Raw genomic sequence first — 19,969 nt, 5'->3', positions numbered from 1 at the left:
AGCTTGCTACCCTTAATATCGCCGGAAGCATAAGCATTTGCGGATTCAAACCAATTGTAGTAAAGCGTAAAGAGTATGACTGCTGCAGTTCGTATAACCGAGGAGAAGCGGCCGGATCTTAATCGTCGTCTGAACCCGGAGGGAAGAATGTGCTTTGAGCGGCTGCTTGTTGCCGCTGTTCCGCCATCTGCCGGGTAATGTCTTTCTGATAATAGATCCAAATATTCCAAAGTTTCACCTCCTCTGCGGTATTCGTGCGTACGATTCGCCGTATTTCTCGTTCTTCCCTTACTTGGCGATTGTGCTCCTTGTCTCCAAGGCCCATCATCGCGTTAAATGCCCAGGAGGATAGATCGGGAGAATACATCATTGCAGGATGAGAACGAGAAAGCACAATCTGATAAGGGCGTGAGACGCGGTGCACCTCGTCTATGGTTAGCAGCTTGCGCTCAAGCAGATTCAAGCTGTGTGAAGTGCTGGGCGTCGAATATTTGCCATGTGATGCAGAAAGCTGGTAACTGGACGTTGTATATGTTCCGAGCTTCTCGCTGACTTCCCGCAGCGTCTCTAGATCGTCAGCCTGCAGGTATATCCAGGTCTGACAATTGGATTTGATCGTACTGGCTACGTGGTCGTCGTATTTTTCTTTCAATTGTTCAAAACTCTGTAGAAATAGGTTAAAGCGCATTCCACGCCCTCCACCGACCGTCAACTTATTTGTGAAATCGGCAATGGGCGTAAAGTTACCAAACTCATCAAGGATAAAATTAACCCGCTGTTTTAAGCGTCCCCCACGTTTGTCTGCTTCGGCAGTTAACAGTTCGTACAACTGGGATACCATAAGCGAAGCCACAGGATAAAAGGTTGTCTTCTCATCGGGGAGGATAATAAAAAGCGCCTGTTTCTTATTGCCGATATCGGCTAAAGAAAAGTCGCTTTTGTGTGTGATGGCATAAATGGATTTGGAGGTGAAAAGGCGCAATGTGGTCAACGCTGAGGTATAGAAACTACCTTTGGTGCGGGAGGGGGCAATGTCGGAGATGCTGAGCAGAGCCCGAGCAGGATGGTTCTGAGGCAACCGCTTAATGTACTCCTGCATGGGTGTTTTGTTGCCGATTTGTTTGTTCATCTCCGCTAGAAACCAGTAGACATTGGTCATATTCTGAAACTCCGGACGCTTGACGTTATCCCACACGACACTGAGGATCGAGGCGGCGATGACCGACATTTCTCCGTTGGTCCAGATTTTTTCACCTTGAGCTTTGCCTACCAACACGTTCGTCATATCCCAAGCGAGCATTTCTGCTTGCTCTTGGTCTCCAGCCAGCGTCGCATCAATGATAGGCTGAAGCAGATTGTAATGGTGGCTCTTTTCAGGATGACGGAAATCGAGAGCAAACACTTCGTAACCCAGTTTCTCCAGCAGGACGTTACTATAATGAAACAGCTCTGCTTTCGGATCAGAGATAACCAATGACTCTCCGGCTAATGCCAAGAGTCCGATGGATTGAAGGACCACTGTTCGAGATTTCCCGCTACGCGTCGCGCCGATACAGAGAGAATGAACGTCGTCCCCTATAAAGAAAAGACGCTCCTGGTTTCGTGCTTGTTGTAATCCTAAGACAATACCACCCGATTCGATCAGAGGTGGTGCTGCAGTTGGACGAGGATGGTTAACCGCGGTGTTCACTTTCGGAATAGACTTCGGATGAAGCATTCTCACGGTGAAAGACCTCCTTCAGATCGGTTCGTCGGAAATGCAGGTCGTCGTAACCAGATTGAATCAATTGGCGAATATAGGGATGATGCAGATCGAGCAATTCGCTGTCGAAGGCATGAGCCCATTCCTCTTCTTGGAGCCATCGTGCGGAGCCATGCTGATTTTGTCCCACCACTACAGGTGTTTCAATCCCGGGTGCAATTGGCTTAAGTTTACTTTGATAAGGCCGGTTATTGGAGGCGAAAAAGAGAGCGGACAGCAGTAGAGTGAATCCTTGAAGACAAAGAAAAAGCAGAAAGTGAACTCTGCTAGAAATAAGACTACCTAGGCTTGTATTTAGGGAGGGGACAGTGAAGGTAGAAGTTGAACCGGATAAGGCACCATGTAAGGCTGTGGAGAAAAAAAGATTGAAGATGGAGCCGATAGTTATAAAAAGCGTGCAAAGCAGCAGCTTTTGTTTCGTTTTCACCACTCCGGCTCCTCTGTAGGTTCAAAAAAATTATCAGGCCGTTCTCTCAGGGAGATAGAATCTTGATGGGATTGTGGGAATTCTTCGTATTGTTCCGTAACAGGGAAGCGCGCTTCCTGATCCAGCTGTATTTGTAGAAAGAGTGATCTTGGTGCTGGCTGATCATAAATACGGCCCCATTCTTCAACATGAAGATTATGCATCGTTACATAGACGGGATGGTCCTCACATAAGGTGTGCACCAAACTATCCTCGTTGATAATTTGTTCCAGCATAGCAGGGTGAGAAGCGGATAATTCATAAACCGGAATGGAGCAAGCATCGAGTGGATAAAAGAGATAGTTTTCTTGACCAGCTGCTACTTCATGTGCCATCTCCGACAGACAATGCTTTGCGATCGTTTGATGTACCGCGAGTGCCCACTCTCCGTCATGATTCACCATGGAAATACCATTGTAGAACTCTTGGCTCTCCGTAATGTTTCCCCAAGGTGTAGTTGCTGGTGGAGTCATTCCACCAAAATACTCCGGAGCAAAAAACTTTCCATCCTGGGCCAGTTTTTCTGGCGAGCCGCACCATTCGTTAAATTCCGGATCCGTAATTGCATCATTCTTGAGCAGTTCATAAGCAGGAATGATACTTTTGGCGTCGTCGAAATAGATATGATCACCTTGTGACTCTCCAGCTTGCAGAGCTTCTTCACTGAGTACCTCTTTGGCATAATCAGCATCCACAACAATGCCGCTATTGCGTTCGGCCATTATGCCGTACACATGCAAGCCAATTTCCGCGCAGGTTAAAATATTCCCCCATATTGAGCTTTCGGGCTGAGGCATGGACTCACTTCCTTCTATAATAAAAGATGAGTTGTTACCGAGCTTCTTCGGTAATTTCGAGCGTCTCCGAGTTACCGTCAAAGTCATGACTAAATTCTTGTTCGTAGTTCAGCTGGATTTCCCGATCCTTAAGCTCGGGCAGTAGTTCCTCCAATCGGTCAATCAGGATCTGGACCTGTTCGAATTGGTCCATAGTCTTGTCGTTTGGACTGATGAGGAACTTGACCATTTCATCATGAATGAGAATAAGCTCATTTTCGCTGAATAGTTTCTTACCATCTACCAGGCCGCTGCGGATGGCAAAGTTCTCCATCGCTTCATTTCTGTCATAAAAATATTGGCGTTGTACCGGTATTCCATTCTCTGGAGCAAGACGATAGGTCGAAAATACATATTCGAATAGAGGATGATGTTTGCAAGCAAGAATGACATCCCCGTATTCACTAAGCTTGTAGACACCATTTGTGATCTTCTCATCCTTATCGGTGTATGGCTTTTCGGTACAAACGCCCAGCTGCAAGGCTGTTTTCCGTGCTAGGTCTGAAATGCTGCTCATAAGCCGATCTGGGACAGTAACAAAAGGATTGCGTTCAATGCTGTCCATCCGCGTATAGAAGGCAATGATCTGGTCCTTCAGATACAAATCTGCTAAATAGTCCGCAGATGTGGAACGCCGAACCTCAATCCCTTGCTGGGATAGGGCAGCAAAGAAGCTTTTATAAAATTCACTTTTACTTTTCGTTCGAATCACACCTTTCAAGAAAGGCTACTGTTCGAGATCCAGTTCAGCTTGAAGCGGCGAATGAAGGGGATTTGGAGGGTGAGGAGTCAGTGACTCGATTTTCTGTAGAAGGAGGTCGATGGATTGTTTTTCGTTATCCCCTAGTGTGGCATCATTGATACTGTGATAGAGAAGGGCGGTGTAAAGCGAACTGATCTGATCGCTATCAAACACTCTACCCTTGTCGAGTAATCCACTTCGCATTAGAAAATCGTCTTTTGCCTTCTCATATTCGTTTCGATAAAAATAATGGCCCATGGCAAATCCAGTCCGCTCGCTATTCATCTCCCATGTAACAAAGCGAAACTCACCGTCCCCGTCGTAGCGGCCGGCTAACACATGATGGTTATATTCCAGCATACTTCGGTAACTGTTCAAACTGGAGATTCCAAGCTGGGCAGCATTACGATAGGTACTCTCTATCTCCCAGATCTTTCCGACAATGATTGGAATCTGGTGAGCAAGTGCAGCTTCGGCATTAGCTGGATAATGAATTTCACCATTATCATGAATAAATGCGATAGGGTCATTCTTTTGAAGAACGGAGAGAACGGAGGACGATTCACGCTGTATATTCAAACCCAAACGGGAGAGTTCTGCTTCTAGCACCTCTTTCATTCGATTATTGATCTCCATTGGCCGATTGCTCCTTGAGCTGAGATGGACTCTCCTGAGAAGGAATTACTTGAGGTTGTTGTTTCGGTTTGTCTTCTGAAGGTGGTCGATGTTTCCGTGGGGTTTGACGCATCAGTTTCTCAAATGATTGTAGCTTTCCATCGGTAAAAAACATTTGATCATTCCTTTCGGTGTGGTTGGGCACTCACATGAACATTGAATATTGAAAATGCCCACAAAAAAACACGCTGCCAAAGCGTGCTGTGGAAATAGCTCATTACCTATCGAATCCTTTATCCTTATTCCGTAGAAGCCATTCTTTCTTAGCCTGCTTCGATAAGTCACCTCCCATTAGCTTGCTTTTGTCGTCGTAATCCATTTGGGCATTCATCACCAAGCCTTCCATCAGGTTAAGCAGCTCAAGCACTAATTGCTCTGTCATGGCAAACTGCCAATTAGCTTGTTTGATATTATAGCTGGCATCCTTCTCTAGCTGGATGATGGTGCGAACCGTGGAGAGTATGCGGTTGGCTATACGTTTCTCTGCTTCAGCCTGATACTTTGCACGCTGGCGGTTCAAATGATCTGGATTAGAATCATAAAGCATTGCCAAGTTCATTTTGGCCTCAACGTAATCTTCTACCATCTGTGCCAGATAGCGATTCTCTTGTAACAAGTTTTGTACAAATTTATCCAGCAGTGTTTTTGATTCAGGAGGCAACAGCTTGTACGCTAGTCGTCCGGATTTCGGCATTTGTTGACGCAATTGAAAAAGCTGTTCAGCCAACTTCTTCTTGACAGAAGAGGGCTCCACCAAATGATGTTTAGGAAAGAGGAGAAGAGAGTCTTCATCATCAATTTCGAACCGCTGCTGGAATGCTCGAAATGCTTTTGGGTTCAACTGCTTTAGATAGTTCTCAAATTCTGCTACCAATTGATCGGTAATCTCGGATACTCCAGATTTGGCCTGATCCCGCATGGCAATAAACTGTTTGATTTTATAAGCGAACGTGTCTTTAATCAGCTGTTTGCGAATACGATTGGGGACTTGGGGGGAAGTGTAGTTCTTCATGATATCTTGTTTCTTATCCCAGAACACTACATGAAGATGAGGATGATCTATTTCGTTATGAAAGGCGGCAGCCCAACAAAGGTTCTCTGTTTTAATCTGGTTTTGGGCTGCAAGTGTGGCAATGTGCTGCTCGATATACTGCTGCCATGCTGTGAAGTTTGATAGTCCCAGCTCCATTGCAGTTTCTTTGCGGAATGAGATAATGCCACGGTACATGTTTTTGCCCTGCTGCGAAATATCTCGGGCAGTTCGCGCCACTTCCTGCCAGGAATCAAATATCTGCATCTCGCCCGGCTTTAGTTTTCCGAACAGACCGTGGTTCTTCGCATCATGCCGAACTGCACCAGGGCGGGTGGCGATATAACCAATATGACAGTAATTGCTGACTGCGGTTTTAGGCTTATTGGGGTGGAAGAAACGCTGCTTATAGATCAGAGCCGACATCGGCATCGCCTCCGCGCAGTCGTTCCGCATCCTGCTCAAAACCATCACCGGAGAGGAATAGCTTCTCCACATCAGTGAGCTTCATCTTCATGTATTCTACCGCAAGCTGCCGAGCCTTCTTCTCAATCTCTCGGAAAGTAGTGTAACGATTGACATCGATTAAATCCGCAATGATAGCAATGGTGGAATAATAAGAAGCGGCTGACATGATGAGGTCTTTGCTAGCCAATCCGGCTAACCGGTTGCTCAAACCATTGATGGCAATAGTGATCTCCTGACGGATAATGGTGGTGATGAAATCAATCTCTTCGGTATAGGCATCAACAGACATCCCCTTTTGAATAAAGGCCCGTACGATATCTGCCATACTGAGATGCTTAGTAGCCGCGTATTTTTTCAACGCTTCATATTTTTTCTTTGGGAGCTTGACGGTGATCTGTACGGTTTTCTCAGCTTGTGCCATGGCATCTCCTTCCCTTTGGGATACTCTTATGCGACATTCGTTTACCGGGTAAAAATCACTAGAAATGTCGGTGGAAGCTCTGCTTCCACGCTGTTTTCTAGCAAAATGACATTTTGCTATTCCTGCCTTTACACCACCACCAGAGGGCGGTGCCCTCTGGTGGTGGGACGGCAGTTCTCTTATCCAATGAGAAAAAAGCCTATAGCTCATTGTCACAATCCTCCTCATTAATAGATGGTTTCACTTCGGTTATGGCCTGGCGCATAGTAACCAAATCTACATTGAAATCCTTATTATGCGACGTCTGGATACTGGTCTGATATCCTAACTGCTCATACTTATGAGCAAATTTAAAGGCAGCCTCTTGTCCCCAATTGGGAGCTGGGCTGCCGTCTCGAAAGGTGGCGTTATGGTCGTTGTCCAAACAGAAGATGATTTCTTGGATGCTGTATTGAGAGAGAAAGCGTTCGAGTGCGCTATCTGATAAGCAGCCGAGAGATATGCGGTGATCTGCTCTCCAATCTATTCCATTTAACTTCGTGAGCGTGGCGTGGCTCATTGCGTCAATGGGGCTTTCACATACATAGACTCGCTGACTGTTGGCGTTGCCTGGTATACGAAAGGGGTAGCTTTTATCTGAGTACTCTCTGTCTTGCTTAAATGGGCGCTCAGGTGTACTGCCACGCATAGAACAATACTTAGCGATGCCTTCTTGATCGTAGGCAACAAAAACACAGTTTCCTGTTTTGTCTTGTTGGTAAAGCTTTCTCTCGTGCATGAGGCTGGAGATGATCTCAGCATCAATACCTCGAACATGGACAAGATACCAGATTACTCGCCTGTAATTTGGGGCCTTATCTGGAAGCGAAAGTTGGCTGTTATCTTTATGAGTAGGGGAAGGAGAGGGAATATGTTGCGGTGTTTCGCTATCCAAGAGTAAGACAACGGCCTCCTTAAAATTCAAATTCCAGAATTGCATCACAAAGTCGATGGGACCGCCGCGGGTGTCTGTGGAGAAATGATAATATTTATTGCTGTCCTTGAAAAAGTAAAGACCGCCACTTTGCTTCGCATGAAGCGCGCGGCGGCCACCATTTTCAAGGATGTAGCCATTGGACTTGGCGAATTCGATTAGGTTGGTGTTGTTGGCTTGGGTGATTTTTGATTTAAAAAGAGAATATTGTTTCATGCCTATCCTCCTCTATAGATAGAATCCATAAAGAAACGCTACAAATATCATTGAATTGATTATAGAAAAAGGAATAACTAGGAAATTGTCGAAAATAGTATTTAAGTCCTGCGGATTTGAAAGTCACGAATTTGTAAATTTTCTAATTCTTAAAAGACTAATATAGAACAATACTGAGGGGGAGAAATACATTGCAAATATCTAAGTTGTATTTAAAAAATTTTAGGAGTTTTGGCTATGAAGGAACAACAATAACCTTTAATAAAATATCTGGCTTTGTAGGAGAAAATTCTTCAGGTAAAACTGCATTAATAAATGGCTTAGTAAAGCTTTTTGGAGTTTCCTCACATGATCGGACGATAGAAAAATCGGATTTCCATATTTCAGTTCATACTACAATCGAATCAATAAAGGAACACTGGTTATCAATTGAGGCTAGAATAGATTTTCCTGAATTAGTAGATAGCTCATTAGATAGTCAAAGTGAAAATAGTTTACCACCATTTTTTAATCAACTCGTTGTACGTTCAACGGGAGAGGCACCTTATCTACGTGTGAGATTAACAGCTAAATGGACCGTCGGCAATACACCAGAAGGAGAAATTGAACAAAAGCTGCACTTCGTTACTGTAGCGGAAGGAATAGATGAATCTGATGAAGATCTTATACCTGTTACTCCACATCAACGTTCAGCAATACAGGTTATCTACGTACCAGCAGTAAGGGAACCATCTATGCAACTTAAAAATGCTTCGGGTACAATTCTTTGGAGAATCTTAAACAACATTTCTTGGCCAGACGATATTGACAATACCATAAAGACAAAAATGGAACCTGTTAATGAATTATTCGATGGGATAGATGGGGTTGCTCAAATCAGAAGTGTTATCGGAGATGAATGGAAGAAATACCACAAGGACGTTCGATATCAAGATGCAAAATTACACTTCAATAGCTCAACATTAGCTTCTATATTAAAAAAGATTGAGGTGTCATTTTCTCCAACTCACGATTTGGGTGAATACAGTGTCGATAAATTAGGGGATGGACTTAGGTCTCTGTTCTATTTATCTTTGGTTTCATCATTGTTGGAAGCCGAGGTGAAAATCACTGGAAAGTCGAATGCCTCTCTGACTCTTCTTGCTGTTGAAGAACCAGAGAATCATATCTCTCCACACTTACTCGGTAGAGTTATGGAAAATTTAAAGGATATTTCAAAAAAGGAAAATGCACAAGTTGTATTAACCTCACATAGTGCTTCAATAATCAAGCGAGTTGATCCAGAAGATTTAGCTCACCTGAGAATTGATAAAACTAGCTTCACGACTATTGTGAAGAAGATTGTCCTACCTAGTAAAACATCAGAAGCATACACTTATATTAAAGAAGCCGTGAGAGCCTTTCCTGAATTATATTTTTCGAGATTAGTTATTTTAGGCGAAGGTGATTCGGAAGAAATTGTTATACCGAGAATATTGGAGATAAACGAAATATATCCTGATGATTATGGAATATCGATAGTACCACTGGGAGGAAGACATGTTAATCACATGTGGAAACTGCTCAATGAATTAGATATTCCCCATATAACATTATTGGACTTGGATCGTGAGCGGGGGGGCGGTGGTTGGAGCAGAATTAAATATGCCATCAATCAGCTATTGTTAAATGGGCGAGATCGTGAAGATTTATTAAAAGTATTTTATCCAGAAGATAATAACGAATGGAGAGAACAGATTCTTACTGATGCTGAAATTGAAGGCTTTGACGGATATTCTATGGAACCTGATTGGTTAAAATCAATGAATGATTTATGGATATCAAGATTAATGGAAGATAAGTACAATGTGTTCTATTCAGCACCGCTTGATTTGGACTTTCTTATGCTGGAAACATTCCCGGAGCCCTATAAAAAAACAGTGCCTAGAGGCCCGAGTATCCCCAGTCGGACTGATAATCCCGAGGATTACAGCAAGAAAATAAAAGGTGGCATTATTGCAGCATTAAAAAATGAAAAAGCAACGGGCTACACTTATACAGAAAAACAGCATGAACTTATGGTTTGGTATAACACGTTATTTCTTGGGAGAAGTAAGCCAAGCACTCATATTGAAGCCTTATTGAAAATAGATAATGATGATTTGCAGATATTTATGCCTGGAGTTTTTACCAAGCTTGTTGAGAGAGTAAAGGAATTGCTTGAAAGGAATGTATAAACTTATGTCATATATTAGTCCGGAAAACTGGAGTCCAGCAGATGGATTTACATTAGAACCGGCTGCAGAAATAGCAGTTAAAGCTGAGATGAATAATCTTATTTTAGCTGGTCCAGGTGCGGGGAAAACGGAGTTGCTTGCTCAACGCGCATGTTATCTGCTGCAAACAAATTTATGTCCATCACCTCAAAAAATATTGGCGATTAGTTTTAAAACAGACGCAGCAGAAAACTTAAAAAAAAGGGTAGAGTTAAGGTGTGGTAAGGAACTGGCGTCGAGATTCGAATCAAGAACATTTGATTCATTTGCTAAACAACTACTAGACCGCTTTAGATTAGGAATCCCAGAAGCCTATCGACCAGGGAAAGATTACAACATAGCATTTTCCCAAAGAGAAATACAAGATATAGTCACTGGCTACATAAAAGAGCGACATCCCAATCGTCCTAATTGGCAATACGAGATTAATTTTAATATTTTATTTAGACGCTTGTCTGAGGATAGATTGCCTGTTTTTGAAAATGGGGAAGACATCTATAGTTGGATTTTAGTGAGAATCTGGGATATTCTAGTTCATGGAAGAGAAGGACTTTCCAGCACATTAACCTTTCCCATGATTTCAAAACTTGCCGATTATTTATTACAACATAATCTTTTAATTAAAAAGGCGCTTCAGATGACTTATAGTCATGTTTTTCTAGATGAATTCCAAGATACGACTTATCTCCAATATGAGTTAGTTAAGACGGCTTTTTTAGGAACTTCTTCAATACTGACAAGTGTAGGGGATGATAAACAGCGAATTATGGGATGGGCTGGGGCACTTTCGGATTCATTTGAACAGTTCAAATGTGACTTTAATGCAGGTCAAATTGAATTGACCCAAAACCACAGGTCTGCACCAAGACTTATCGAAATTCAGAATGTTTTGGCGAAAATAATAAATGAAAATTCGACTGATGCTAGAGTTTCAAGCTCACACAGTGAGCAAGAAGGGAAATGTGAAGTTTGGAATTTTCAGACTCATATAGATGAAGCAATTTTTGTAGCTTCAAATATCGTGAAAAGAATCCAGCATGGGGATATAACTCCTCGAGACATTTGTATACTTGTAAAGCAACAAGAACAAATATATGCAAGAGCAGTAATTGAAGAACTTGGACGACAAGGCATTCACGCTAGAATTGAAAAGGAATACCAAGATTTGCTTGCGGAAGAATGTGTGCAACTAATCATTGATTTTTTTAAACTGGCTACAATGGAAAAAACTCATGAGTCGTGGTTAAGGGTATCAGAATTGTTAACTTATGTGCATGGGTATGATCTAGAATTAGACCATAAAAAAATACTAGGTATAGAATTAGAACTTAATAAACATATTTCACAAGTAAAAAGTGATTTAAATGAATTATCTACCGATCTGGAACTTTGTGAGCAAAGAATTGGTGAAATTGTTGAGGGGATTTTTTCTTTTATAGGAATTGAAAAGCTATTTCGATTATATCCCAAATACTCAAAAGGATCATATTTTAATAAATTAATTAAAGATACTGTCAAGAAATTAGCTAATGCATATGAAAAATATTTAGATTGGAGCAATTCCATAGCTGATATTCTAGGACTTTTTAGTGTACCTATTATGACAATTCATAAGAGTAAAGGTTTGGAATATGACACAGTTATATTCTTAGGGTTAGAAGATGATGCTTTTTGGACTTTTAGAACACAGAGACTTGCTGATATGTGTACCTTTTTTGTTGCATTATCGAGAGCGAAGACACAATGCTTCTTTACATTTAGTAACTCAAGAGAAACATTACGTTATGGGGATATTCAAGTGAGGACTCAATCCAGTGTGAACATTTCATCGTTATACCAATTATTGAAAGATGCAAATGTTGATGTTAGAGAAATTACAGATATTAATGATATTTAATTACATTGAAAAATTGTGGGAGGAGGAAAGAGCAATATGAAAATCTTTGGAATAGACTTATCTATTATTATCATTGCTGTGATAACAGCTTATATAGGCTACCAATTTAACCATCGCGCCAAAAAACGAGAAGTTTTCCTGAAGGAACTGAGCAATAGTTATAATGAAGTCTATTTTCCGATGTTTGAGCTGCTATCAGTCATTAATAAAACGGAAGATAAAAATCGGAAACTAGAGTTAACTGATTCTTTTATGCAGGAGTATTCTGGAACTAATTCAAAAATTCGTTTTATAGGTTCTACATTCATACTGGAATACTTCTATAAACTAAGAGAAGCCTTTTTTACCTACAAAAACGAAATTAACAGAACAAACGAGCGTGAGTTGTTGGAAAAGGTAAAAGGGCTTTATTTAAGTATTGAAGATGAATATTGGAATGCTCATGATATTATCTATGAAGATTATAAGCAATTTGTTAGCGATACATTTAATAATCCATTTTTTGTTATTTTGGGAAACATATTTAGGATCTTTTATCATCTATCAGTGTTTTTACTCTGGATTAGTGCATTGGTTTTCTATTTTACTATTTCTCATTTGATTATCCCTATTGAATGGGTTCCTGAATGGTGGAGCATTGGCTTTGCATTATTATCATTACTTTTAGCAACCATACTGTTTGGTTTCATGTTAATGTTTAAAGAGATGGTAATGAAAAGAAATAGAAGAGAAAGTAAAGTTGTGAAAAACCTAAAGCAAAAGATAAAAAGGTTGTTCCGAACAAGTCGATAGATTCTTCGTTGTCGGTAAAGGAGTAGTAGGATTTATTGTTGTTCTTGAAAAGTTAAGAGACTCTTTTAAAAGTTGCCCGTTTTTACAGTTAAAGAGTCTGTAAATTCGTTTGGTCTTCTTGGTTGCAGAAAAATGTATGGAGCTTAGTCTTAATAATTTTCATCTACCTCCGCATCAGTAAAATCAGATGTGTAAAAAAGTAAAATGTAAATAATAAGAGAAGCATTCATTAATGAATTTGCTTCTCTTATGTAATACCATTGATTATCAAGTTAATCATTTGCTGGATGAGAGAAAATAGCTTACTAATTACACCATGTAAGATTAGTCCAAAGGTAATCGCAGTTAAGCTAATTGCTATGCTCGGCCAAACGGTCCAATGGAGGTATCTCCTGAATATTTTTGTTTGCATAACAATACTATTTCCTGTAATTTTATCTATGCGGTCTTCAAAGAAGATTTTTTTGTAATCTGCAACTCGTTTATTATAGATTTCAATAATGGCTTTTTTATTGGCATTAGCAAGTGTACTGTAATAAATAGTAAGTGCAATTGAGAAAAAACTGTAAATATAAAGAACCCAAGGAATGTATGGTTGATTCTCTGGTTTATTGAATCCAATGGCTGCGGTAATAGCGGTAGCAAGTAAGCCGAACAAATTCTTTGTTACAATATCAGTCAAACCCGAAATTTGTTTGCTGATTTCATTAGAAGTTGTTCTAATAAAATCCTCAACTTGCTTTCTTTCGTCTAAATAAGCTTTTACGCTTTTTTGAATATAAACCCGATAATTCTCTTTAACCATTTCAAATATTTCAGATGCATTTTTTAGGAGTGGCTCTAAATTCAGGTTGATTTCTTCCTTGATATGCAAATTTATTATATTTTGGATCAAACCTAGTTTGTCAGCTGTTTTCTCACTGTATGCCCAGTCGTAGAGGGAGAAGATTTTATCAATTTGTTCTTTTTGGCTTGAATCAGGAACGATCAGTTGAAATTTAGTTTGTTTAAGTCCAGAATACGTCGATTCGTACAACTTATCTTCATCTAAATAATCTGTATTCAATGCTGTAAATGCAACACACATCGAAGCAGCCTTTTTGTTCAAAAATCCACTTAGTTTATTTGATTCATTATCATAAAAATAAAATACATCAGGCGGAAGAAAGCTTGTTTCCCGGTACCAGCGGACATTTTCATTCCGTTCCTTGATTCTGTCTTTAATTATCTTATATTGTTTCTCAGGCTCATTGAAAGAATTGTTTAAAGCATTTATATCACCAATTGTGATAAAATTGTTTGAAATAGCGTTCGAATAATTTGGATCGTCATAAACAATAATATAAGTCAATTGATTAGGATTAATAAAAACAAATCGTTCAAGGGCAGAGAGACTAAGGTCTTGCAAATTATTTAATAGTATATCTGCTTGAGAATAGACGATAACATTATGTTCATCAAGAATAGTTGAAGTGATGATTTTAGATTTCTTTAATTCAATTTTTATTTCGACTTCATCATTACAAAGATCAATCGTACTCGTTAATAAATGGTTTTCTGATGGTAAAGAAAGTATAGGCTCATCATCCATATATAAAGAAAAGTCCTTTGACCACACAACTGCAAATTCTGATGTTAGTTCTTCAATAAGCACCTTTTGAACACGGCTTGAATAAATAACATTATTAAGGGTTTCATCTCGATGAAAAAAACCTTTTATTTTTAAGAATTCTAACCATTCCATATAGATCAGTCCATTTTATTTATTTTCAGTCCTTTAATCGTAATGTCTGCTACTTCTTCACCAGATGCGTTGAAGCGGGGTGTGAATATAAATTTGTCTGGATCTGCATAGATTGCAGGATCAATTTCAAGCTTTATTCCATCAAGTGTTATTCTTCTTTTTTTTGCGTATACTTGAGCTACATCTTGCGATTTGACAAACTCTAAACGTCTGACACCATTTCGTTCGAACTCCGTAATAAGTGAGTCCATAAATAATTTCCGCTCTTCTTCTGGCAGGTCTTCACTAAATTGTGATTCGGCAAATTGTCTAAGGTTTATATTTTCAGTGTTTACTACCAGATTGATTGCATTATCAACAATAGAGCGTTTTTTTTCGGGAGTTATCGAAGATGTTTTAACAAATTCTTTTACACCTTTGATAAAACCATTTGTGTTTAGTTTAGAATCATCAATAAGTTCAACATTAAGAAAGCTTTTTTGGAAGAATAAAGATATATCACTTTTGTCTGTCTTGTTTTTCTGTCTATCTAAAATAATCAATTCATACTCATCATTTGTTCGCTTAATAAAGGCCGCCTTTTGGAGCTTTGTCCCCAATTGTGGCCAGCCACTTCCTAGTTTTTTTATACCAATATACCTTCCTTCTGGAGTATCTGTTGATTCAGAGATGTAGTTATCCTTGTAGTCCAATTTCAGTAAACAGAGATACTCAACGTCGTTGCAATTAGCCAAACAAATAGCAATATCAGCAGCGGATATGGACTTATTAGTCATAGCTGAAAATAGTAGCCTAGCTAATATTTTTGAACCATCGACAAACAAATATTCAGGGTCATCAAGTACTTTGTAGCATTCAGATAATACTTGGTTAATATCTTTGTCCAAGAAGTTTGCGTAACGTATTCTCCCGTCTTCAAATCCACTTTTAGTATGGGTTTCTAACAGTGTTTTTAATTCATCATCCATCTGCAAAGAAAGGTCAGATAAATCGAGTCCAGTGCTATTCTCCTTTTGGTTATCAAGACGATGGATTATGGCGGAATGTACCTGTAGCTTTTCAACCTTTAGCATTACTCATGCTCTCCCCTTAGATTGCAACTTACGCCGCGAATAATTTCAGTTTATTGAAGTACAATAAAGAATATGAATGGACGGTGATTTAATACTTATGAAACAATTCAAAGTATTTATTGAACATGAAGATACATGGCATTCCTTTGGAACATTTCAGGCAGACAACAGTGAAATGGCATTAGAACTTGCACGATCATCTAAACGAGAACTTATTGATCAGTATTCGTTTACGGAAGAGGAACTTCCATTTATTAATATGGAGGTTGAGGAGCTTCCTTCTTAGATAATATACCAGAATTTTCTACATGGTACTATCATTATTTAGTTCTATAGACATGTATTAAGTACCCTCGATCAGTACCATAGCAAAAGGGTTGATTGGAAGTCAGGTCAATATATTAGTTGTTAGATGAATTATATCTCAGGTTCCAACTCCCTCTCTGGCTCCCAATCCTTGGCTCCTATTTGCTCCTCCATGACAATCTCCTGTCCTTGCAATTCCTTAAACTCCAGCGCCGAATTTATCTCGGATTGTCGCATGACCAGTTGTTGCAGTTTTTGTTCCTCCTCGAATGGTTTTCCTATTTCATTTTTCGCTGCGGCAAGCTGCTCCATCGTCTCTTCCTGATTCTGTTTTGTAGCTTGAAGCAATGAAGGCAATTTCTCGATCAGATTTTCGAGACGAGAAATATTCCCCAGTACTGATCCCCCAAGCTCTGCGGAGTGTGTTTCTGTTCCTTGGGCCCGTATGTGGACGTTATCATAAATTGAACGGAACAAGGAGAGCGGAAAACCGCGAAACTGGCCAATAACTTTAGATGGTTGATCCCTCTCGGTTAGTTTGGCTAACAGAAGAAGCACTTCCCCGGCTTGCGTTCTTTCTTCATAGTTGATTCCATCTAGTTGAATCAAGAAATCCAGTTGGCGATTTTGCTCAGCTATTTGAATATCCGCCTCGAGCTTCTCCACTTTCTCCTCACACACTCTGAGCATTAAAGGATACTGCTTATGGATACGCTGCTCCAACATCACCTGTTCATTTTGCCAATTGGCCTTCAGAAGCTTGAGGCGGGAGACATCGTTATCCACCTGCATCTTTTCGGCAAGCATGGGATTACCGGTAGCTACGGCCTTGACTTCGGCAGCAGATAGTACCGTTTCATCCGTATCTTCACAGGAGCGGGAGATACTTTTGCCGGTCATCACTTGGGAGATGTAGCGTAACTTCTGCTCCTGAATTTGCCACAAGTATGAGTCGAAGGTTCCCTTTGTAACATAACGGAAAATCTGCACTATTGGATTGCGATTACCCTGCCGCAGAATTCGGCCATCACGCTGGATAATGTCAGAGGGGCGCCAGGGACAATCAGTATGATGTGCAGCAATGAGACGATCCTGAATGTTGGTTCCGGTCCCAAGCTTAGAGGTGGAGCCGAGCAGAACACGAACTTCGCCGCGGCGGACTCGTTCAAACAATTCTTCCCGCTGAGCATCCGTTTTGGCATCATGGATAAAGGCGATTTCGTCCTCAGGTACGCCGCGAAGTGTCAGTTGACTCTTCACCTCATCGTACACGTTAAAGATTCCCGGCTTGGGTGTGCCGCTATCGCAAAATACCACTTGGGTCAGTTTTTCAGCCTCTGTTTGCTGCCAAATTTCGTAGAGGTTATGGATGCAGCGATTTAATTTAGAGTCGGGATCAACGGGAGCGTCTTCATGAACTAACCTGGGATCAATGGACATCAGTTTGGCTTCATGTGTCAGCTTGAGCATGTTATCCTCAGAAGCGTCCACATCATTGTTACGGATCTGCTCGGCACGCACCACAAACTCGTCCATTAGCTGCTGCTGAAACGGAGAACACTCACTGATAATTACGGTGGCTTTATCACCTTCGAGTTTTGGCGTGGGCAATTGTAGCATATCTGCGGTTTGAATATCCGCCACTAAGCGAAATAGATTCATTAGTTCCGGCAGGTTATGAAACTTGGCAAAGCGGGATTTCATCCGATAGCCGCTGCCTTCTGGTGTGATTTCCAGGGAGGATACCACTTCACCAAAGGTCGCCGCCCAGTTGTCAAAAAAGTTGAGTCCCAGTTTTTGCAGCAAATGCGGTTGGAGAAAACGCTGCATCACATACATTTCCGACATGCTGTTGCTGATCGGTGTACCTGTTGCAAAGACCACGCCACGACCACTGTTCATTTCCTGTAGATACTGGCATTTAAGTAGCATATCGGTGGCCCGCTGGCTACTGGTTTTGCCGATTCCAGCGACATTTCTCATCTTCGTGAATGTAAAGCAGTTCTTGTAGGCATGAGCCTCATCCACAAATAGCATATCTACTCCTAATTGTTCAAAGGTGAGCAGATCATCCTTTTTGCCTTCATTCGCCAGACGCTCTAAACGGGATTTCAGATTGTTTTCAAACACCACCATCTGCTTGATGCTCCAGTTGTCTCCCTTTTCCTTTTTCACCTGGTCAATGGTTTGAGACACATTGCGAATTTCATCTTGTAGGAGCTGCTCCTGACGTTCACTAGAAATAGGGATCTTCTCAAACTGGCTATGTCCGATAATAACTGCATCGTAGTTGCCCATGGCAATACGGGAGACGAAGCGTTGACGGTTGGCCAGGGCAAAATCCTTTTTCGTAGTCACGAGAATGTTCGCTGCAGGGAAGAAACGCAAAAACTCATTCTCCCACTGCTCTGTGAGGTGATTAGGTACACAGTACATTGGTTTTTGAATTGCTCCGATGCGCTTCAACATCATGCCGGCAGTAATCATTGCGGCGGTTTTGCCTGCGCCGACTTCATGGGCCATAAGCGCCGTACCGGAGTAAAGAATTCGGGCCACCACATCTTTTTGATGCTTTCGGAGCTGCATTTCCTCATTCATCCCTGCGAATACGAGATGATCACCGTTGTAATGGCGGGGACGAATATTGTTGAACTTATCGTTATAGATCGCTAGCAGATTGTCAGCGCGGTCCTTATCCCGGAATAACCAGGAAGCAAAGGCTTCCTTCATCTGCTGCTGCTTAGCACGGGCAATCATCGTTTCCTTAGCATTCACGACATACTTGATTTGTTCGTTGCCACTAGAGTCCACGAAGGTAAAAGGATCGCGGATAGTGATGCTTTGCAGGTTCAAGCTGGATTCGTAAATCTCATAGGCGCTGGTGCGGCGTGTTCCATAGGTTTGGTTCACTTTGATGGAATCGCGCTCCAGTGATTTGCCTGATACACGCCATAGGTTAGTGAATTCTAGATAATCTACGTCGACAGTTTGCGTGGTCTGCAGCACCTTAGCGGTGCCGAAGGTTTCATACATAAATTCCCGGTAATGCCGTACCGGAATCCATGGACTGCCAATGCGAAAATCAATTTCGCCGGGAAGCAGAGGGGCGGGTTGAACAGCGGTTAGTGCAGATACGTTGCGCTGAAACAGATCTGGGAGCTCTTTCGCTTTAAGGATGGCGTAGGCTAACTTGTCCTTAACGTTACCTGATAGGTAATCCTCATCCAGCTCCCAACCTTCTTCTTCATCACCTGTATAGTTCTGTGGGTTTAAAAAGATACGCCCTCCCAATTCCTCACGGATTTCGGCTGTCGTTGTACGGCACAAATGAGCCATGTAGGGCAAGTCAATGCGCAGCCGCTGATTCAGACAGATTTGCAATGCTTCAATCGCAGACTCTGCGTGATCGGGGAGATGGTTGGAACGGATGGTAGGGCGAAAAAAGATAGCTGCTTTACTCCATGTTTTCTCTGGATTCAGGTCTTCGATGGAACGAAGTAGCGGCAGTTGATCATCGTCGGCAAAAGCGGCTGTATTGGCTCGATCATTAATATAACCGCAGGAATGGACAAAGCGGTCATATGCATTATTTAATGTATGCTGGGCTGCTGTCAGTTCAGTTTCTTCATAGCCATATTCACGGGACTGCAGTGAAATCACTTCCAGCAGCGAAGTTCGGATCTCGCATAATCCTTTGATGCGTTCTGCCTTTTTTCCCTTAATGTCTTGGGGTAACAACTCGCCCTTTTCGCAATAATAGATCTGTCCCTGCTCGATGATATAAGTAAAGTTTTTGGTGCCGGCTGGTGCTTCTAAGCGCTTCGGTTCATCCGTGTCTATCAGCACCGATGGTTTTGACTCACTCACCGAAGGTGGAAGAGAAGGGATGACAGCCTGCATTCTTTCCAGCGCCTGCTCCAGTACGTCGTATAATTGTTGGTTCTCATCCGGCACGCAAGCGGTTTGCTCGACCCCGTGCATCCCACGATCCCAAATCATCCGACCCAACAATTGGTCGGGGTTACTGAGGTAATAGCGATTTATAGGAATTCCGTCTGACGTTGTCCCGATGAACACCCATTCTGGCATGTCTTCTTTATTCAGTGAAAGCGGCTGCTCCCGTTTTTGCAAAAAGACAATATCCGTGGTTACGGTAGCTCCAGCCAGAACTTGAAAGGTTGTATTAGGTAGCCGAACAGCACCGATAAGGTCAGCTTTTTGGGCCAGAATTTCTCGAACTGAAGAATCCTGTTTGTCCATCGTTCCCTTGCTGACAATGAAGGCGAGAACACCACCGGGTTTCAACAGATCTA

The 19,969-nt window shown here is 41.5% G+C and carries 15 protein-coding genes; 4 read left to right on the top strand and 11 right to left on the bottom strand.

Annotated elements, in window-relative coordinates:
- Nucleotides 1-118: 118 nt before the first annotated feature.
- The 8 genes from B9T62_RS22780 to B9T62_RS22745 all read right to left on the bottom strand — a co-directional run bounded on the left by B9T62_RS22780 (nucleotide 119) and on the right by B9T62_RS22745 (nucleotide 7,589).
- Nucleotides 119-1,717 carry a VirD4-like conjugal transfer protein, CD1115 family gene (locus tag B9T62_RS22780; RefSeq protein ID WP_087917394.1) on the bottom strand — a complete coding sequence of 533 codons (1,599 nt, stop codon included), beginning with the start codon at nucleotides 1,715-1,717 and terminating at the stop codon, nucleotides 119-121.
- Nucleotides 1,674-2,189, bottom strand: coding sequence for a hypothetical protein (locus tag B9T62_RS22775; protein ID WP_211296343.1), 516 nt, complete (start codon nucleotides 2,187-2,189; stop codon nucleotides 1,674-1,676). Before B9T62_RS22775 ends, B9T62_RS22780 begins: the two co-directional genes overlap by 44 nt.
- Nucleotides 2,186-3,025, bottom strand: coding sequence for a hypothetical protein (locus B9T62_RS22770; protein WP_087917393.1), 840 nt, complete (start codon nucleotides 3,023-3,025; stop codon nucleotides 2,186-2,188). Before B9T62_RS22770 ends, B9T62_RS22775 begins: the two co-directional genes overlap by 4 nt.
- 34 nt (nucleotides 3,026-3,059) lie before the next feature.
- On the bottom strand, nucleotides 3,060-3,776 hold the full coding sequence (locus tag B9T62_RS22765) for a hypothetical protein (protein WP_245864650.1): 717 nt from the start codon (nucleotides 3,774-3,776) through the stop codon (nucleotides 3,060-3,062).
- Between the two features lie 15 nt (nucleotides 3,777-3,791).
- Nucleotides 3,792-4,442 carry a hypothetical protein gene (locus tag B9T62_RS22760; RefSeq protein ID WP_087917392.1) on the bottom strand — a complete coding sequence of 217 codons (651 nt, stop codon included), beginning with the start codon at nucleotides 4,440-4,442 and terminating at the stop codon, nucleotides 3,792-3,794.
- Between the two features lie 256 nt (nucleotides 4,443-4,698).
- Nucleotides 4,699-5,937 (bottom strand): MobP3 family relaxase, encoded by a 1,239-nt coding sequence (mobP3, locus tag B9T62_RS22755; RefSeq protein WP_087917391.1) that lies wholly within the window; start codon nucleotides 5,935-5,937, stop codon nucleotides 4,699-4,701.
- On the bottom strand, nucleotides 5,918-6,610 hold the full coding sequence (locus B9T62_RS22750) for a hypothetical protein (protein ID WP_157793972.1): 693 nt from the start codon (nucleotides 6,608-6,610) through the stop codon (nucleotides 5,918-5,920). The genes mobP3 and B9T62_RS22750 overlap by 20 nt, the downstream gene beginning before the upstream one ends.
- Complete coding sequence (locus B9T62_RS22745) at nucleotides 6,600-7,589, bottom strand: DUF3991 and TOPRIM domain-containing protein (RefSeq protein ID WP_087917389.1); 990 nt, start codon at nucleotides 7,587-7,589, stop codon at nucleotides 6,600-6,602. Before B9T62_RS22745 ends, B9T62_RS22750 begins: the two co-directional genes overlap by 11 nt.
- 191 nt (nucleotides 7,590-7,780) lie before the next feature.
- On the opposite strand from B9T62_RS22745, the gene B9T62_RS22740 reads away from it, so the two are divergent.
- From B9T62_RS22740 to B9T62_RS22730, 3 genes are read left to right on the top strand one after another with little or no spacing between them, the layout of a single operon-like run.
- Complete coding sequence (locus tag B9T62_RS22740) at nucleotides 7,781-9,805, top strand: ATP-dependent nuclease (protein ID WP_087917388.1); 2,025 nt, start codon at nucleotides 7,781-7,783, stop codon at nucleotides 9,803-9,805.
- A gap of 4 nt (nucleotides 9,806-9,809) precedes the next feature.
- Entirely contained in the window at nucleotides 9,810-11,741 is a 1,932-nt protein-coding gene (locus tag B9T62_RS22735; RefSeq protein ID WP_087920376.1) for a UvrD-helicase domain-containing protein, read from the top strand.
- Nucleotides 11,742-11,777: 36 nt separating this feature from the next.
- A complete protein-coding gene (locus B9T62_RS22730; RefSeq protein ID WP_087917387.1) occupies nucleotides 11,778-12,533 on the top strand; it encodes a hypothetical protein in 756 nt (251 codons plus the stop codon).
- 247 nt (nucleotides 12,534-12,780) lie between these two features.
- Here the strand turns inward: B9T62_RS22730 and B9T62_RS22725 are convergent, their stop codons facing one another.
- Together B9T62_RS22725 and B9T62_RS22720 are read right to left on the bottom strand one after the other, a co-directional pair.
- Nucleotides 12,781-14,277 carry a hypothetical protein gene (locus B9T62_RS22725; RefSeq protein WP_087917386.1) on the bottom strand — a complete coding sequence of 499 codons (1,497 nt, stop codon included), beginning with the start codon at nucleotides 14,275-14,277 and terminating at the stop codon, nucleotides 12,781-12,783.
- A 5-nt stretch (nucleotides 14,278-14,282) separates the two neighbouring features.
- Nucleotides 14,283-15,350, bottom strand: coding sequence for a nucleoid-associated protein (locus B9T62_RS22720; RefSeq protein ID WP_087917385.1), 1,068 nt, complete (start codon nucleotides 15,348-15,350; stop codon nucleotides 14,283-14,285).
- A gap of 97 nt (nucleotides 15,351-15,447) precedes the next feature.
- On the opposite strand from B9T62_RS22720, the gene B9T62_RS22715 reads away from it, so the two are divergent.
- Nucleotides 15,448-15,636 carry a hypothetical protein gene (locus B9T62_RS22715; RefSeq protein WP_157793971.1) on the top strand — a complete coding sequence of 63 codons (189 nt, stop codon included), beginning with the start codon at nucleotides 15,448-15,450 and terminating at the stop codon, nucleotides 15,634-15,636.
- Between the two features lie 131 nt (nucleotides 15,637-15,767).
- On the opposite strand, the gene B9T62_RS41515 is transcribed toward B9T62_RS22715, so the two are convergent.
- Nucleotides 15,768-18,242: an SNF2-related protein gene (locus B9T62_RS41515; protein WP_342746196.1), complete on the bottom strand. Its 2,475-nt coding sequence runs from the start codon at nucleotides 18,240-18,242 to the stop codon at nucleotides 15,768-15,770.
- Nucleotides 18,243-19,969 lie beyond the last annotated feature (1,727 nt).

The organism is Paenibacillus donghaensis, assembly GCF_002192415.1.
Taxonomy (GTDB): Bacteria; Bacillota; Bacilli; order Paenibacillales; family Paenibacillaceae; genus Paenibacillus_AQ; species Paenibacillus_AQ donghaensis.
This window is presented reverse-complemented; position numbering and strand designations above follow the sequence as displayed.

Coding starts and splice junctions, on each gene's coding strand:
- mobP3 (WP_087917391.1), bottom strand. CDS start 5,937: ATGTCGGCTCTGATCTATAAGCAGCGTTTCTTCCACCCCAATAAGCCT.
- B9T62_RS22780 (WP_087917394.1), bottom strand. CDS start 1,717: ATGCTTCATCCGAAGTCTATTCCGAAAGTGAACACCGCGGTTAACCAT.
- B9T62_RS22770 (WP_087917393.1), bottom strand. CDS start 3,025: ATGCCTCAGCCCGAAAGCTCAATATGGGGGAATATTTTAACCTGCGCG.
- B9T62_RS22750 (WP_157793972.1), bottom strand. CDS start 6,610: ATGAGCTATAGGCTTTTTTCTCATTGGATAAGAGAACTGCCGTCCCAC.
- B9T62_RS22730 (WP_087917387.1), top strand. CDS start 11,778: ATGAAAATCTTTGGAATAGACTTATCTATTATTATCATTGCTGTGATA.
- B9T62_RS22745 (WP_087917389.1), bottom strand. CDS start 7,589: ATGAAACAATATTCTCTTTTTAAATCAAAAATCACCCAAGCCAACAAC.
- B9T62_RS41515 (WP_342746196.1), bottom strand. CDS start 18,242: ATGCAGCTCCGAAAGCATCAAAAAGATGTGGTGGCCCGAATTCTTTAC.
- B9T62_RS22735 (WP_087920376.1), top strand. CDS start 9,810: ATGTCATATATTAGTCCGGAAAACTGGAGTCCAGCAGATGGATTTACA.
- B9T62_RS22760 (WP_087917392.1), bottom strand. CDS start 4,442: ATGGAGATCAATAATCGAATGAAAGAGGTGCTAGAAGCAGAACTCTCC.
- B9T62_RS22720 (WP_087917385.1), bottom strand. CDS start 15,350: ATGCTAAAGGTTGAAAAGCTACAGGTACATTCCGCCATAATCCATCGT.
- B9T62_RS22715 (WP_157793971.1), top strand. CDS start 15,448: ATGAAACAATTCAAAGTATTTATTGAACATGAAGATACATGGCATTCC.
- B9T62_RS22725 (WP_087917386.1), bottom strand. CDS start 14,277: ATGGAATGGTTAGAATTCTTAAAAATAAAAGGTTTTTTTCATCGAGAT.